General features: G+C 73.6%; 10 protein-coding genes. 8 read left to right on the top strand and 2 right to left on the bottom strand.

The window, feature by feature from the left end:
• Positions 1 to 216 precede the first annotated feature (216 nt).
• Both ACFW1A_RS16140 and ACFW1A_RS16135 read left to right on the top strand, forming a co-directional pair.
• The gene (locus ACFW1A_RS16140; protein WP_380409432.1) at positions 217 to 3,144 is read left to right on the top strand and encodes a SpoIIE family protein phosphatase; all 2,928 of its coding nucleotides are present in this window, start codon (positions 217 to 219) and stop codon (positions 3,142 to 3,144) included.
• Between the two features lie 524 nt (positions 3,145 to 3,668).
• On the top strand, positions 3,669 to 6,047 hold the full coding sequence (locus ACFW1A_RS16135; RefSeq protein WP_380409429.1) for a WD40 repeat domain-containing protein: 2,379 nt from the start codon (positions 3,669 to 3,671) through the stop codon (positions 6,045 to 6,047).
• Positions 6,048 to 6,203: 156 nt separating this feature from the next.
• Here the strand turns inward: ACFW1A_RS16135 and ACFW1A_RS16130 are convergent, their stop codons facing one another.
• Positions 6,204 to 6,818 carry a class I SAM-dependent methyltransferase gene (locus ACFW1A_RS16130; RefSeq protein ID WP_380409427.1) on the bottom strand — a complete coding sequence of 205 codons (615 nt, stop codon included), beginning with the start codon at positions 6,816 to 6,818 and terminating at the stop codon, positions 6,204 to 6,206.
• A gap of 47 nt (positions 6,819 to 6,865) precedes the next feature.
• Positions 6,866 to 7,687: an SMI1/KNR4 family protein gene (locus ACFW1A_RS16125; protein WP_380409425.1), complete on the bottom strand. Its 822-nt coding sequence runs from the start codon at positions 7,685 to 7,687 to the stop codon at positions 6,866 to 6,868.
• A gap of 452 nt (positions 7,688 to 8,139) precedes the next feature.
• Here ACFW1A_RS16125 and ACFW1A_RS16120 point away from each other — a divergent pair, with 452 nt between their 5' ends.
• The 6 genes from ACFW1A_RS16120 to ACFW1A_RS16095 all read left to right on the top strand — a co-directional run bounded on the left by ACFW1A_RS16120 (position 8,140) and on the right by ACFW1A_RS16095 (position 14,644).
• Positions 8,140 to 8,835 carry a TetR family transcriptional regulator gene (locus ACFW1A_RS16120; RefSeq protein WP_380409423.1) on the top strand — a complete coding sequence of 232 codons (696 nt, stop codon included), beginning with the start codon at positions 8,140 to 8,142 and terminating at the stop codon, positions 8,833 to 8,835.
• A gap of 156 nt (positions 8,836 to 8,991) precedes the next feature.
• Positions 8,992 to 9,723 (top strand): hypothetical protein, encoded by a 732-nt coding sequence (locus ACFW1A_RS16115; protein WP_380409421.1) that lies wholly within the window; start codon positions 8,992 to 8,994, stop codon positions 9,721 to 9,723.
• Entirely contained in the window at positions 9,720 to 10,463 is a 744-nt protein-coding gene (locus tag ACFW1A_RS16110; protein WP_380409419.1) for a hypothetical protein, read from the top strand. The genes ACFW1A_RS16115 and ACFW1A_RS16110 overlap by 4 nt, the downstream gene beginning before the upstream one ends.
• 233 nt (positions 10,464 to 10,696) lie before the next feature.
• Positions 10,697 to 11,791 (top strand): hypothetical protein, encoded by a 1,095-nt coding sequence (locus ACFW1A_RS16105; RefSeq protein WP_380409417.1) that lies wholly within the window; start codon positions 10,697 to 10,699, stop codon positions 11,789 to 11,791.
• Between the two features lie 489 nt (positions 11,792 to 12,280).
• Positions 12,281 to 13,705, top strand: coding sequence for a family 2B encapsulin nanocompartment shell protein (locus tag ACFW1A_RS16100; RefSeq protein WP_380409415.1), 1,425 nt, complete (start codon positions 12,281 to 12,283; stop codon positions 13,703 to 13,705).
• Between the two features lie 75 nt (positions 13,706 to 13,780).
• Positions 13,781 to 14,644 (top strand): geranyl diphosphate 2-C-methyltransferase, encoded by an 864-nt coding sequence (locus tag ACFW1A_RS16095; RefSeq protein ID WP_380409412.1) that lies wholly within the window; start codon positions 13,781 to 13,783, stop codon positions 14,642 to 14,644.
• The last annotated feature ends 33 nt before the right edge of the window (positions 14,645 to 14,677 follow it).

Here is a 14,677-nt window from a genome sequence, read left to right as displayed (position 1 = left end):
GACCGGGGGCGGAGGGTGAGGGGACCAGTCGGGGAGGTGGGGTCCGTCGGTGCTGCTGGAGCGGGCGGGTCGGGTCCCGCCCGCCCGGCTCAGGCGGGCGGCCGCGGGATTGCGGTCCCCTCGAACCCCAGCCCACGATGAGATGTGGTGGGACACCGGCGCCGGACCTCGTCGTCGCGGGACCGCGGTGGTTCGCGGTCGCGTGGCGGGGCAGGGGTGCGCTCGTTGCTCTCGGTGCACAGCCTGGCGGGCCGGATCTTCCTGGCCGAGCTGGTCGTGGTGCTGCTGCTGGTCGCCGCCGCCGTCACCGCGATGGTGCTGCAGGCCCGGTCGAGCGCGGACGACGAGGCCCGCCGGGTGACCAGCAGCGTGGCCGAGTCCTTCGCGAAGTCGCCGGGCATGGTGCAGGCGCTGGAGAGCCCCGACCCGACGGCGGTGCTGCAGCCGCAGGCGGAGGCGGTGCGCCAGGCGACCGGAGTGGACTCGGTGGTCGTCTTCAACACCAGCTTCATCCAGCTGACCTCGCCGTACCCGGACTTCATCGGGCGGCCGTACAGCCCGCCGCCGAACGTGGCCCAGCACGTGCTGCCCGAGCTGCGGTCCGGGCGGTCCGTCACCTTCGACCTCTCCGACCAGGGGTACCGCTCGGTCGTCACCGCCGTCCCGGTCTTCGCACCGGACGGGACCAGCCGGGGCGTGGTCGCGGTGAACATCACCGTGGGGAAGGTCAACTCGGTGGTCGGCGCCCACCTGCCGGTGCTGATCGGCGGCACCGCGGCCGCCGTCGCCCTGGCCGCCGTCGCCACCGCGCTGGCCGCCCGCCGCCTGCTGCGCCAGACCCGCGGGCTCGGTCCGACCGAGCTGGCGAAGATGTACGACCACCACAGCGCGGTGCTGCACGCGGTGCGCGAGGGCGTGCTGATCGTCAGCGACGACGGCTGGCTGCAGCTGGCCAACGACGAAGCACGGCGGCTGCTCGACCTGCCGGAGGACGCCGAGGGACGGCGGGTGACCGAGCTGGGCCTGGATCCGCAGACCACCGCGCTGCTCTCCGGCGAGTCCGGCGAGACGGACATGACCGACGTGATCCACCAGGCCGGCGACCGCCTGCTGGCCGTGAACAAGCGGCCCACCGCGCCGTACGGCGGCCTGCCGGGCAGCGTGGTGACGCTGCGCGACACCACCGAGCTGCACGAGCTCAGCAACCGGGTGGCCGCCGCCGGTCAGCGCAGCCGGCTGATGCACGAGGCCGGCATGCGGATCGGCCGCACCCTGGACATGACCCGCACCTGCGAGGAGCTCGCCGAGGTGGCCGTCAGCGGGTTCGCCGACACGGTCGCGGTCGACCTGCTGGACGAGGTGACGCAGGGCGAGGACCCCGAACGGGCCGGCCGCCGGCTGCGCCGCACCGCCGTGCGCGGGCTCGCGGAACAGGAGGTGCCGGCCGCGGGCAGCGTGGTCACCGCGCGGGAGCAGACGCCGCAGGGACGGTGCCTGACCACCGGGCGGGCCGTCAGCGCCGAGGACGGGGAGCTGGTGGTCGCCCCGCTGCTGGTGCGCGGGCTGGTGCTGGGACTGGTCGAGTTCCACCGCTCGCCGGAGCGCACGGTGGTGGAGGGTGCGGTGGTCGAGGGCGCGGTGGTGGAGGGCGCCGTTGCCGAGGGCGCAGTGGTGGAGGACGCCGTTGCCGAGGGCGCAGCTGCCGAGGACGCGACCGTCGACGGCACACCTGTCGAGGGCACGACTGATCACGGTGGGGCTGTCGAGGGCGCAACCGTCGCAGGCGCAGCCGTCGAGCACACGGACATCGAGCGCACCGCCGTCCGGCGCAAGGCGTTCGACCAGGACGACGTGATGCTGGCCGAGGAGCTGGCGGCGCGGGCGGCGGTCTCCATCGACAACGCCCGGCGGTTCACCCGCGAGCACGGACTGGCGGTGGCGCTGCAGCACAGCCTGCTGCCGCGCACCCTGCCGGAACGGACCGGGCTGGAGGTGGCCTACCGCTACCTGCCGGCGCACGCGGGGGTGGGCGGCGACTGGTTCGACGTGATCGGGCTGCCGGGCCTGCGCACTGCGCTGGTGGTGGGCGACGTGGTCGGTCACGGGATCAACGCCGCCGTGGCGATGGGGCGGCTGCGCACCACGATCCGCAACTTCTCCGCGCTGGACCTGCCGCCGGAGGAGGTGCTCGGCCGGTTGGACGAGCTGGTCGCCCAGTTGGACGAGGAGGGCGCCGGGCTGGAGATCGCCGGGTCGACCTGCGTGTACGCGGTGTACGACCCGATGTCCGGCAGCTGCGTGCTGGCCCGGGCGGGGCACCTGCGGCCCGCGCTGATCACACCGGAAGGTGAGGTGGAGTACCCGGAGGTGGCCGTCTCGCCGCCGCTGGGGGTGGGCGGGCATCCGTTCGAGACCACGGAGCTGCAGTTGCGGCCCGGCTCGCGGCTGGTGCTGTTCACCGACGGGCTGGTGGAGACCCGGGACACCGACATCGACGTGGGCCTGGGCCGACTGCGACACACGCTGGCCGAGCACAGCGCGCAGGACCCGGAGGGGATCTGCGAGGCGGTCACCCGGGCGATGCTGGTGGGGCACCCGGCGGACGACGTCGCGCTGCTGGTGGCGCGGACCGAGCGACTGCCGGCGGACCGGGCGGTCGAGTGGGAGGTCCCGATGGACCCCGCGGCGGTGGCGCCGGTGCGTACGGCCTGTGCCCGGCGGCTGTCGGAGTGGGGGCTGGACGAGCTGGGGTTCGCCACCGAGCTCATCCTCAGCGAGCTGATCACCAACGCGATCAGGTACGGCGCACCGCCGGTTCGGGTGCGGCTGCTGTACGACACCAGCCTGGTCTGCGAGGTCTCCGACGGCTCCAGCACCGCGCCCCACCTGCGCTGGGCGGCCACCACCGACGAGGGCGGGCGCGGCATCTTTCTGGTCGCGCAGCTGGCCCACCGGTGGGGCACCCGGTACACCGCCGAGGGCAAGGTGATCTGGTGCGAGCAGCAGCTGCCGGACGGGACGGAGCCGGAACTGGGGTTGGGGCTGGGCCTGGGACTGGAGTTGGGGCTGGGAACGGGGCTGGGGCCCGGGACGGAGCCGGGCACGGTGGCCGGGACGGAGACGGGGACGGACCCGGCGGACTGACGGAGGCGGGGGTGTCAGGATCCGGCCCGGCTTGCCGGTGGCACACCGGGTCGGTGGGCAGCCGCCCGGGACCGGTGGGTCTGGCGATTCGCGCAGGTGAGCGGGTCCCGGCGGGGGCGGGTCCAGTCGCTGCCCTGGCGCACGCCGGGCGCGCGGGGTGCGCGCCGGAGCCCGTCGGCGGCGTCCGCGCGGCCCGTTCGGCCCGTGACTGCACGGGTTAGGTGGAACCGGTTGATTGGCACTACGCTCGACACCTAGATTTCTGATGATTGATCAGATGATGCAGTAGCGGATGCCGCTCCACGTGGTGCCCACCTTGCATCAACTCTTGATTGCCAAAGGGTTCCTGATCAACTGTTGATCCAGGTCAATGGCCGATTCGCCAGTAGTCAACGGTTGATCGACCAATGCACTCTGGATGTCTGAATGTCTGGATGTACTGTCGATGCACCGTTGATCGACAGTCGGTCCACGTTGATCAACAGCACGACAGAACGTCAGCACGACGCAGAGCAAGGGGGCGGATGGTTCGGGCGCCGGAGGCGGGAGCCGGGGACTTTCCGGAGCCGTCCCGGAGCGAGAGCACGCAGGGGTCGAACGACGACCCGCGCCGCCATCGGGCCGAGGTCCGCCGCGACCTGCTCGCCCTGGACGCGGCCAGCCGGTATCTCCCGGACCTGGTCCGTTCGCTCGGCGGGCTCCGCCTGAACGGCAGCCAGCAGCCCCTCACCCCGCGCTGGGCCACCCGCCGGGGCCACCCCGCCCGGCTGCACACGCTGCGCGGCGGCACCGGTCTGGCCGGCGCGGTCGCCACCGTGACCCGTGCCGACGGCGTACCGCTCGCCGTCCTCGCCGGCCGGCAGGGCACCGCCCACGTCTGGGACCTGGTGAGCGGACGCCGCCGCCACACCCTCACCGGCCACTCCGGCCAGCTGACCGCCGTCGCCACCCTCGCCCCGCCGGGTGACGCGCCGCTCGCCGTCACCACCGGCCGGGACCACCGGGCGGTCGTCTGGGACCTGACCACCGGTCAACCGCGCCACGTCCTCGCCGCCCACACCGGCCCGGTCACCGCCGTGGCCACCCTCTCCCCCGAGACCGGTCCCCCACTGGCCGTCACCGCCGGCCACGACCACACCCTGCGCGTCTGGGACCTGACCAGCGGCAAGCTCCAGCACACCCTGCGCGGCCACACCGACACCGTGCTGGGCCTGTCCACCGCCATCGACCCGGACGGGACCGCACTGGCAGTCAGCACCAGTTGGGACGGCAGCGCGCTGGTCTGGGACCTGGACGCCGGCCGGGGCCGCCACGTGCTCACCACCCGCGCCGACTCGGTCGGCTCGCTCGCCACCGTCACCGCCCCGGGCGGCCCGGCCATGGCCGTCACCACCAGCTGGTTCGGCACCGCGACGGTCTGGGACCTGACCACCGGTCAGCGCCTGCACATGCTCAACGGCCACGACCGGCCGGTGCCCGCGATCGCCGCGGCGCTGGCGCCGGACGGCACCCCCCTCGCCGTCACCGGCAGCCACGACCGCACCGCCGTGGTCTGGGACCTGAACACCGGAGCCGCGCTGCGCACCCTCGCCGGGCACACCGACCAGGTGACCGCCGTCGCGCTGGCCCCCGCCCAGGACGGCGGCCTGCTGGCCGTCACCACCGGCCCGGACCTCGGGGTGGCCGTCTGGGACCTCGCCACCGGCGTCCGCCGCGAGGTCCTCACCGGCCACACCGACACGGTGCTCGGCCTCACCACCGTCACCGCCCCGGGCGGTACGCCGCTCGCCGTCACCACCAGCCGGGACCTCACCGCGGGCGTCTGGCGGCTGGCCGGCCCGAGCGGACCGCGCCCGCTGCTCGGCCACACCGACGGGGTCACGGCGGTCGCCACCGCGACCGCGACCGACGGCACCGAGTTGGCGGTCACCGTCGCCGCCGACCACACCGCGCTGGTCTGGGAGCTGGCGGCGGGCCGCCGGCTGCACCCGCTGGGCGAGCCGGCCGCCCTGGTGACCGCCGTCGCGACCGCACAGGCCCCGGACGGCGCGCCGCTGGCCCTCACCCTCGGCCGGGACCGGGCCGTGACCCTCTGGGACCCCGCCACCGGCCGGGCCGGGAAGGTGCTCACCAGGTCCGGCCGGCTGGCGGCCAGCGCGCAGGCGGTCGACGGCACACCGCTGGCGGTGGTCCAAGACCGCGACGGCCTGTCCGTCTGGGACCTGGCCACCGGGACCCAGCTGCACACCCTCGCCCGCCGCCTGGACCTCACCGGCCTCGCCGTCACCCGGGGGCCGGACGGGTCCCCGCTGGCCGTCAGCAGCGGACCGGAGGCCGGCGTGGCGGTCTGGGACCTGACCAGCGGCAAGCACCTCTTCCGACTGGCCGGTCGCGCCGACCCCGCCCCGGCGGTCGCCACCGGCGCCGACGGGACACCGCTGGTCCTGACCGTGGGCCAGAACCGCGCGGTGACGGCCTGGGACCTGAGCACCGGTCAGGCGCGGCACACGCTCACCGGCCACCCCGGGCCGATCTGGTCGCTCGCGGCCACCGCGGCGAGCGACGGCACCCTGCTGGCCGTCACCTCCGGGCGGGACGCGGGGGTGACGGTCTGGGACCTGGCCGCCGGCCGGCGACTGCACACCCTGGTCGGGCCCGCCGTCCCGATCTGGTCGGTGGCCACTGCCACGCTGCCCGACGGCACCCCGGTGGTGCTCACCACCGGCAACGACCAGCGGGTCACCCTCTGGCACCCCGCCACCGGCCGCGAGCTCCACCACTGCCACCTTCCGGACCCGGGCACGCTGGTCACCCCGGTCCGGGCGGGCTTCGTGGTGGGCTACGGGGCGGAGCTGGCCTACTTCCCGTGGCCGCGGACGGACGGCGGGCGCGGCGGCGCCTGAGCCCGGGCCGTCCCGGACCTCCGCTGCGCCGCGGCACCGGTCCTGCGGCAGCCGACCCCACCGGCCCACGACCCCACCGCCCCACGACCCGACCGCCGCCCCCACCTGTCGCTGTGTCACTCCGCCTGTCGCTGTGTCACCCACCTGTCGCCGTGCTCACGCCGCCGCGGCGAACCCGAGCCAGGTCCACGAGACTCCGCCCCGGCCGTGCAGGTCGCCGCGCTCGGCACGGTGCAGCAGCGCGAGCCCGTGCTCGGCGGCCAGCTCGACGGTCTCGGCGGCGGTGACGTCGAACATCCGCCGCCCGGGCGGGACGGGTCCGTGCCGCAGCGACAGGACCACCCGGCCGGCGGGGCGGAGCAGGGCGGCCAGGGTCGCCATGGCGGCCGCCCGCTCGGCCCGGTCCAGGTGCATCCAGACGGCGGTGAGCAGCACCAGGTCGAACCGTTCGGGCCGGGCGGCCAGCACCGGCAGTCCGGGAAGCTCGTCGTCCACCCACGCGATCGGCCACCGCGCGTGCCGCTGCTCGCCCAGGACGCGCAGCTCGGGGGTGGGTTCGACGGCCGTCACGCGGTGCCCGAGGGCCGCCAGCGCCGCGGCGTCGCGCCCGCTGCCCGCGCCCACGTCGAGCACCGCGCTCGGGCGGTCGGGGTACAGGTGCAGCACCTCGTGGTGCACCTCAGCGAAGCTCACGCTCTCGTACTGCTCGACCAGCTCCCGCGCCGCCGCACCGTAGCCGGCGTTGCTCCGTCGGGGTAGTTCGCTGTCCATGGGCAGCCACCGTAGACGGCCGCCGCGGTCGGCGGCACGGGCCCCCGCTACCCACCGAAGAACTCCGCGTTGGGCGCGAAGCGGGTCCGGTCCGCCGGGGCGACGATGTCGTCGAGTCCGGTGAAGTAGAACGAGGTCGTCGTGCCGGCCACCACGTCGAGGAGGAACCGGCTGCAGGAGACCGGGTGGGCCTCCCAGAGCGGGCCGCGCCCCTCGTTGAGGACGACGGTCCACTCCTCCGGCTCGACGCCGGGCCGGACCAGCCAGTACAGGACGTGGCCGGCGCCCTCCGCGTACCCCCAGGGCAGCAACCTGGTGGTGCCGTCGTCGAGTTCCGACGGCTTCTCCTCGCCCGCCGCCCAGAGCTCGGCGAGGATCTCCTCGCGTTCGGCGGCCTGGGCGACCAGCTCGTACATCGGCTCCGGGCACCCCGGTGCGAGCAGCCAGAGCACTCCCGCGAAGAGGCCGCCGCCGTACGTCCGGACGAGCCGCTTGTAGTCGGCCGGCAGAGGCGTGCCCAAGGTCGCCTCCACGGCGGCCCAGTCCACCGGGTCGCCGCCACCCGCGGGCGGCGGACAGCGGCGGACCAGCGGTTCGGTGTGGCGCAGGCTCCGGGCCGTCCGCAGGTCGTCCGGCAGGGCGCTGAGCCGGGGCGGAGTCCTGGCGGCGTCGAGCACCACCGCGCGCAGCCGGTCACCGACCGCGGCCTGCGGCGCCGCCGACCACCAGGAGGCGTGCTCGGCGCGGTCGATGAAGCCTTCCGTCCCGTCCGCGCCGTCCGTCCCGTCCAAGCCGTCCACCCGGACCGTCAGCCCCACGGCGGTCACGGCGGTGACGACCACGTCGATCTCGTCATGATCAGCAAGCATGACGTCCACCCTGCCGCACGGCCGCCGCCAGGAGCACGGCGGGGAGCCGGGCCGGGTCGGCCGGGTCCGGCCGGTCCGCGCGCTGCGGCGCCGAGCCCCACCCGCGGGCCCGACGGGCAGCTGCACCGAGGGGCCGGGTGCGCCCGCTCCGCGCGCCCGGCCCCCTGGGTGGGCCGGTCCGGACTCCCGCGTCCGTCCGACCCCGACGACCGGTGGTGGCCCCCACGACCACCCGGTACCGGCGTCCACTGCCCGGCCGTTCCCACGAGGCCGGACCGGCGGCCGGTGCCCGACGCGTCGGGCGGCCGCCATCATGGTCAACGCACGGGACCCCTCGATTGGTTCACCGATCGACCCGGCGAACATGAGTGACCCTCAACACAGTGATTCGCGCGGGCGGGCCCGATGCGGCAGAGTGGCCCCTGGCCAGTCAGGAGGAAGGGGCGGCGGCGATGACCGGACGGAGCACGGGCGAGGCGGGCCGCGTCGGCGGGAACGACCGGACGGTCGGCGGCACGGTCGCGGTCACCGAGCCCGAGTTGCGCCGGCGGCCGGTCCAACAGCGCAGCCAGCAGCGTCTGGAGCGGATCCTGGACGCCTGCGCCGAGCTGCTGGACGAGCACGGCGCCACCGCCCTCACCACCAAGGAGATCGCGGCCCGCGCCCAGGTGCCGATCGGCACGCTGTACCAGTTCTTCACCGGCAAGCAGAGCCTGCTGGCCGCGCTGGCCCGGCGAAACCTGAGCCGCTATCTGGACCGGCTCACCCGTCGGTTGGCCGCCGAGAGCCCGCAGGACGTCGGCGGCTTCGTGGACCTGGCGGTGGAGGAGTTCGTCGCCATGAAGCGGGCGGTGCCCGGCTTCGGAGCGCTCGACTTCGGGCTGACCGGCCCGACCCCGCCGGCGCTGGACGACGTCGAGCACCTGCTGGACCTGGACCTGGACAACAACAGCGCGGTGGCCGCGCTGCTGCACCGGCTCACCTCCGAGCACCTGACCGACGAGGGGCGGCCGCCCGGCCCGCTGGCCCTGCGGGTGGCACTGGAGTGCGCCGACGCGGTGCTCAAACTCGCCTTCCAGCACGACAAGGACGGCGATCCCGCGCTGATCGCCGAGTGCAAGGTGCTGCTGCGCCGTTACCTCGGCTGACCCGGCCCCGGGCCCCACCGCCGGGTCGGATGTGTCGGAACATGAGTTCGCCGCAGGTACGGCCGAGCGAGCCCGCTGTCCCCCGGGCGGGTCAATTCCCCAGCAGAACAGGTGAATCGGCGAACCGGCCCGGTCCGCCTGCCTATTGTCCTGCGCATGCATGGTGAGCAGGAAGTCGACAGCCGCGGCCACCCCGGTCGAGCGGGCGGCACGGCGCACCCGGGCGACGCGGCACACCCGAACACCGTCACCCACCCTGCGGCCGGCGCAGCTCCCGGCGACGGTGCGCACGGGCAGCGCTCGGGCGGCGGCGAGCGGGGCGGGCAGGGCGGGCACCACGGCCCGGACGGCCCGCCGGAGCAGGGCCACCAGGACGACCAGGGGCACCACGACCGCGACGGGCACGAGGACCACGACCACCACCACGAGCACGAGCACGACCACGGGTGCGACGACGAGGGCCACCACGGCCACCACGGCTGGTGCGGCTGTCCACCCGATCCGCCGCCGCCCCCACCCGTACCGTCGCCGCCACCTCCTCCTCCCCCGCCCCCGCCGCCACCACCGCCTCCCCCACCCCCGGTCCCGCACCCGCCCGTTCCCGCTCCACCCGCCCCGGCGGCCGCCAAGCCCGCGCCCCCGCACCCGAGTCCGCCACCCCCACCGCCGAAGCCGGTCCCCACTCCGACCCCCGCGCCCACACTGCCCGCCCCACCGCCCCCGACCCACCTGAAGACCGTCACCGCCGTCCCCGCCCAGCACCCCGCCGACCTGGCCACACCTCCCGGCGACCCGCAGAACGCCTTCGTCTTCGTCGCCATCACCATCCCGGCCGTCATCGCGGCCGCCGTCAGCTTCATCAACCACACCGCAGGGAGACGTCGTTGAGCATCGGTATCGTCCTCGCCGTGATCGTGGGCGCCGGACTGGCCGTCGGCATCCTGGCCGCCTTCGGCCGCACCACCCGCTCCCGCGAGGGCAACTTCTCCTCGGGGGCGCTCAGCTTCCTCGGTTCGGCCTCGCTCTCCTCCTTCATCCTGGTCGCGGCCTTCCTGATCGCCGGCTCCTGGTCCAACCTCAACACCGCGCGCGCCCACACCTGGGACGAGGCCCGGGCGCTGAACGCGGCCTACACCGACGCCGACGCCGGCACCCGTCCGCTGCTTCGCAGCTACGTCGACGACGTGATCGGCGCGGACTTCCGGGCGATGACCCACGGCGAGGCCGCCCCCACCGCCTGGGCCGGCCTGGACGCCGTCCGGGCACACGTCGAGGCGCTCCCGCCCTCGCCACAACGTTCCAGCGTGATCAGCGACTTGGACGACATCTACACCAAGCGCCAGATCCGGCTGGCCGACACCTCGCTCTCGCTCCCGGCGCCGCTCTACCCGGCACTGATCGGCACCGGCCTGCTGGTGCTGCTCTACGCCCCGATCGCGGGTCTGACCTTCCACCGCCGCGAGGCGATCGCGCTCGGTCTGGTCGGTGCGGTGGTCGGCTTCGGGATCTACCTCGTGCTGCACATGACCCATCCGTACACCGGCCCCATGCACGTCACCCCGGTGGCGTACCAGCAGAGCCTGGAGCGCTTCTCCCAGCTCTCGCTGCAGGCACCGCCGCCGAACTGACGGCAGCAGCCACCCGTGAGGGTGCCCCGGCGCGAGCGCGCGCCGGGGCACCCGCCGTGCGCCGGGCACGCACCCACCGGCGCCTACGCCACCGCACGCACCCGGGTCCACCCCTGCCCCGCACGCCACGCCGACACCCGCGCCCCCGCGCGCGGGCCCGGCTTCTGCCACAGCCCGCGCCGCGCACCGCCCCGGGCTGCCCGCGCCCGGTACGATGATCGACAATGTCTGCCATGAGGACGATCGCCGCGCTCGGCGGACTGCTGCTGCTGACCCTCACCGTGGCCAGCATCCTGCGCACCATGGTGGTGCCGCGCGGGCTCTACTCCTCGCTGGTGATGCGGCTGTGGCGGAGCCTGCGGTCGGTGCTGCACCTGGTCGCCCGCCCGTTCGGCAACAGCTACCGGGCCCACGACCGGGCCCAGGCCTGGCTGGCGCCACTGGTCCTGATGGCCATGCTGTTCTGCTGGCTGGTGGCGCTGCTGGCCTCCTTCACCCTGCTGACCTACGCGAGTTCCGGGCTGTCCTGGAGCGTCTCGCTGCGCGAGGCGGGCTCCAGCCTGTTCACCCTGGGCTTCGCCAGCGGCGACCGGCTGCGGCTGTCCGCGCTGGACTTCGTGGCGGCCGCCAGCGGACCGCTGGTGATCGCGCTGCAGATCGCCTACCTGCCGACCCTGTACGGCTCCTACAACCGCCGCGAGGTCGAGGTCACCCTGCTCCAGTCCCGGGCCGGCGAGCCCGCCTGGGGCCCCGAACTGCTGGCCCGGCAGTCCCTGGTGGACACCGAGACCGCGCTGCCGCAGCTCTACCGGGACTGGGAGCGGCTGGCCGCCGAACTGGGCGAGAGCCACTCCAACTACCCGGTCCTGCTCTCCTTCCGCTCGCCGCAGCCCTACCGCAGCTGGATCGTCGCCCTGATCGCGGTGATGGACGCGGCCGCGATCCAGCTGGCCGTCAGCCCGCGCACCGCGCCGCCGGAGGCCCGGCTGGTGCTGCGGGCCGGGTTCACGGCGCTGCGCGACATCGCCCGGGTGGTCCGGATCGACTACGACACGGACCCGGAACCGGACGCGCCGATCCGGCTGACCTACGCCGAGTTCGACGCCGCGGTCTCGATGATCGCCACGGCCGGCTTCGAGGTCGAGCGGCCCACCGTGCTGGCCTGGCCGCACTTCCACGGCTGGCGGGTGAACTACGAGTCGATCGCCTACGAGCTCGCCCGCCGCGGCGACGCGGTGCCGGCGCTGTGGACCGGCGGCCGGGACTTCCCCACCCCGGCGATCCCGCCGCGCCGCCCGGCCGACCGCCGCCCCGGCGACCGGAACTGACCCGGGCGGGAACCGAGCCGGCCCCGCACTCCCGCCCCCGGCCGGCCGGCCGGCCGCACCCGAACGCCCGCAGTTGAACGCCCGCACTCGAACCCCCGCCCCTTTCACCCCTTTTGAGCGTGGCAGTAGGCGGGAGTAGGTTTATAACCCGACCCTCCATCCGGCCGACACCGATTTCGCATAAGTAATACTGCCGGATTATCTGGGAATAACGATCTTCGGGGAACGTTTTTCCTGCTCAGGCCCTCCCGCCGAGCGGATCACACCGGGGGCGCGCGCCTTTCCGTTCACCTCTCACGTCCCGAGGAAATTGGCGGCTGCCCCTCACACCGGACATGAGCATGCGGTGGAATCTCACTGCGCAGCGGAATTCACTCGTTCGCCGATCCTCGCCGTTCGCCGTGTTTCCCGTTTGCCGATCACCGTGCTTCCTCCGTGCACCACCGCGTGAGCGTGCACCCCCGTGAACCTGAATGGGAGAGAGAGTCGATGTCGATCGAGACCGGGCCGGCCCCGACCGAACCGCAGCAGGTGCAGGTCAAGGCACAGCTGAGCCTGAGTACCATCGCGGCGCGCAACCTCGCCACGACGACCAAGTCCGAGCCGCAGATGCAGGGCATCAGCTCCCGCTGGCTGCTCAAGGCGCTCCCCTGGGTGCAGGTCTCCGGTGGTACCTACCGGGTCAACCGCCGGCTCAGCTACGCGGTCGGGCGCGGTCGGGTGAGCTTCGCCAAGACCGGCGCCGAGGTGCGGATCGTGCCGCCCTCGCTGCGCGAGGTGCCGGTGCTGCGCGAGGTGGACGACGACGCCCTGCTGGCCGAGCTGGCCGGCCGGTTCGCCCAGCGCGAGGTGGCCCCCGGCGAGGTGCTGGTGGAGGCGGGCCAGCCGATCGAGGAGATCTACCTGATCGCGCACGGCAAGATCAACAAGGTCGGCACCGGCAAGTACGGCGAGTCCACCGTGGTCGGTCACCTGGCGGACGGCGACCACCTGGGCGACGAGGCGGTCCGCCAGTCCGACGCCCTGTGGGAGTACACCGCCAAGGCGGCCACCCCCGCCACCGTGCTCACCCTGCCGTGGGCCGCCTTCCAGCAGCTGGCGGACCGCTCGCCCGAGCTGCGCCAGGTGATCAGCGACTACCTGGACAGCCACACCCAGGCGCAGAACCAGCACGGTGAGGCCGAGATCGAGCTGGCCGCCGGCCACGACGGCGAGCCCGACCTGCCCAGCACCTTCGTGGACTACGAGCTGAGCCCGCGCGAGTACGAGCTGAGCGTGGCGCAGACCGTGCTGCGGGTGCACAGCCGGGTCGCCGACCTGTTCAACGACCCGATGAACCAGATCGAGCAGCAGTTGAAGCTCACCATCGAGGCGCTGCGCGAGCGCCAGGAGCACGAGGTGGTCAACAACCCGGAGTTCGGCCTGCTGGCCAACGCCGAGTACGACCAGCGGATCCAGACCCACTCCGGCCCGCCCACCCCGGACGACCTGGACGAGCTGCTCAGCATGCGCCGCGAGACCTCGCACATCTTCGCCCACCCCAAGGCGATCGCCGCCTTCGGCCGGGAGTGCAGCCGGCGCGGCATCTACTTCGGCAGCGTGGACATCGGCGGCCACCACATCCCGGCCTGGCGCGGGGTGCCGATCTTCCCCTGCGGCAAGATCCCGGTGGTCGGCGGCCACACCTCCTCGATCATCGCGATGCGCGCCGGGGAGAACAACCAGGGCGTGGTCGGCCTGCACCAGACCGGCATCCCGGACGAGTACGAGCCGGGTCTCAACGTCCGGTTCATGGGGATCAACGAGAAGGCCGTCATCTCGTACCTGGTCAGCACCTACTTCTCCGCCGCGGTCCTGGTGCCGGACGCGCTCGGCGTGCTGGAGAACGTCGAGGTCTCCCGCCCGCGCGACTGAGCCGGGAGCCCCGGTCCTCCGTCGGCACCATCCCGTACCCGTGCACGACCCCGTCTCTCCAAGGAGCAGTCTGTCATGACCACTACGACTCCGAACCCGGCCTCGGTCCTGCGCACCGCCTTCCAGAAGTCGGTGGCCAACTACTGGAACACCAACCAGGAGGACCCGGTCAACCTCCGGCTGGGCGAGGTGGACGGCCTCTACCACCACCACTACGGGCTCGGCGACTACGACCCGTCGGTGCTGGCCGGCCCGGCGGAGACCCGGCCGCAGCGGATGATCAACGAGATGCACCGGCTGGAGACCGCCCAGGCGGAGGTGCTGCTCAGCCAGCTCGGCGGGGTCGGTCCGCAGCACAAGCTGCTGGACGCGGGCTCGGGCCGCGGCGGCACCAGCATCATGGCCAACGCCCGGTTCGGCTGCGAGATCGACGGGGTGTCCATTTCCGAGTACCAGGTCGGCTTCGCCAACGAGCAGGCCCGGCTGCGCGGGGTCTCCGACAAGGTGCGCTTCCACTTCCGCAACATGCTGGACACCGGCCTGGAGACCGGCTCGCGCAAGGCGATCTGGACCAACGAGACCACCATGTACGTGGACCTGTACGAGGCCTTCGCCGAGTTCTCCCGGCTGCTGGAGTTCGGCGGCCGCTACGTCTGCATCACCGGTTGCTACAACGACGTGACCGGCCTGCGGTCCAAGGCGGTCAGCCAGATCGACCAGCACTACATCTGCAACATCCACGCCCGCAGCGAGTACTTCAAGGCGCTGTCGGCCAACAACCTGGTGCCGATCTCGGTGGTGGACCTGACCGCCGACACCATCCCGTACTGGGAGCTGCGGGCCCAGTCCTCGGTGGCCACCGGCATCGAGGAGCCGTTCCTGACGGCCTACAAGGAGGGCAGCTTCCACTACCTGATGATCGTGGCCGACAAGGTCTGATCCCGGACCGGTTCGCCGCTCGGGCCCGGCCGC

Source organism: Kitasatospora sp. NPDC058965, assembly GCF_042741245.1.
Taxonomy (GTDB): Bacteria; Actinomycetota; Actinomycetes; order Streptomycetales; family Streptomycetaceae; genus Kitasatospora.
The sequence above is the reverse complement of the archived record's forward strand: the minus strand, read 5'-3'. Positions and strand labels throughout refer to the sequence as shown.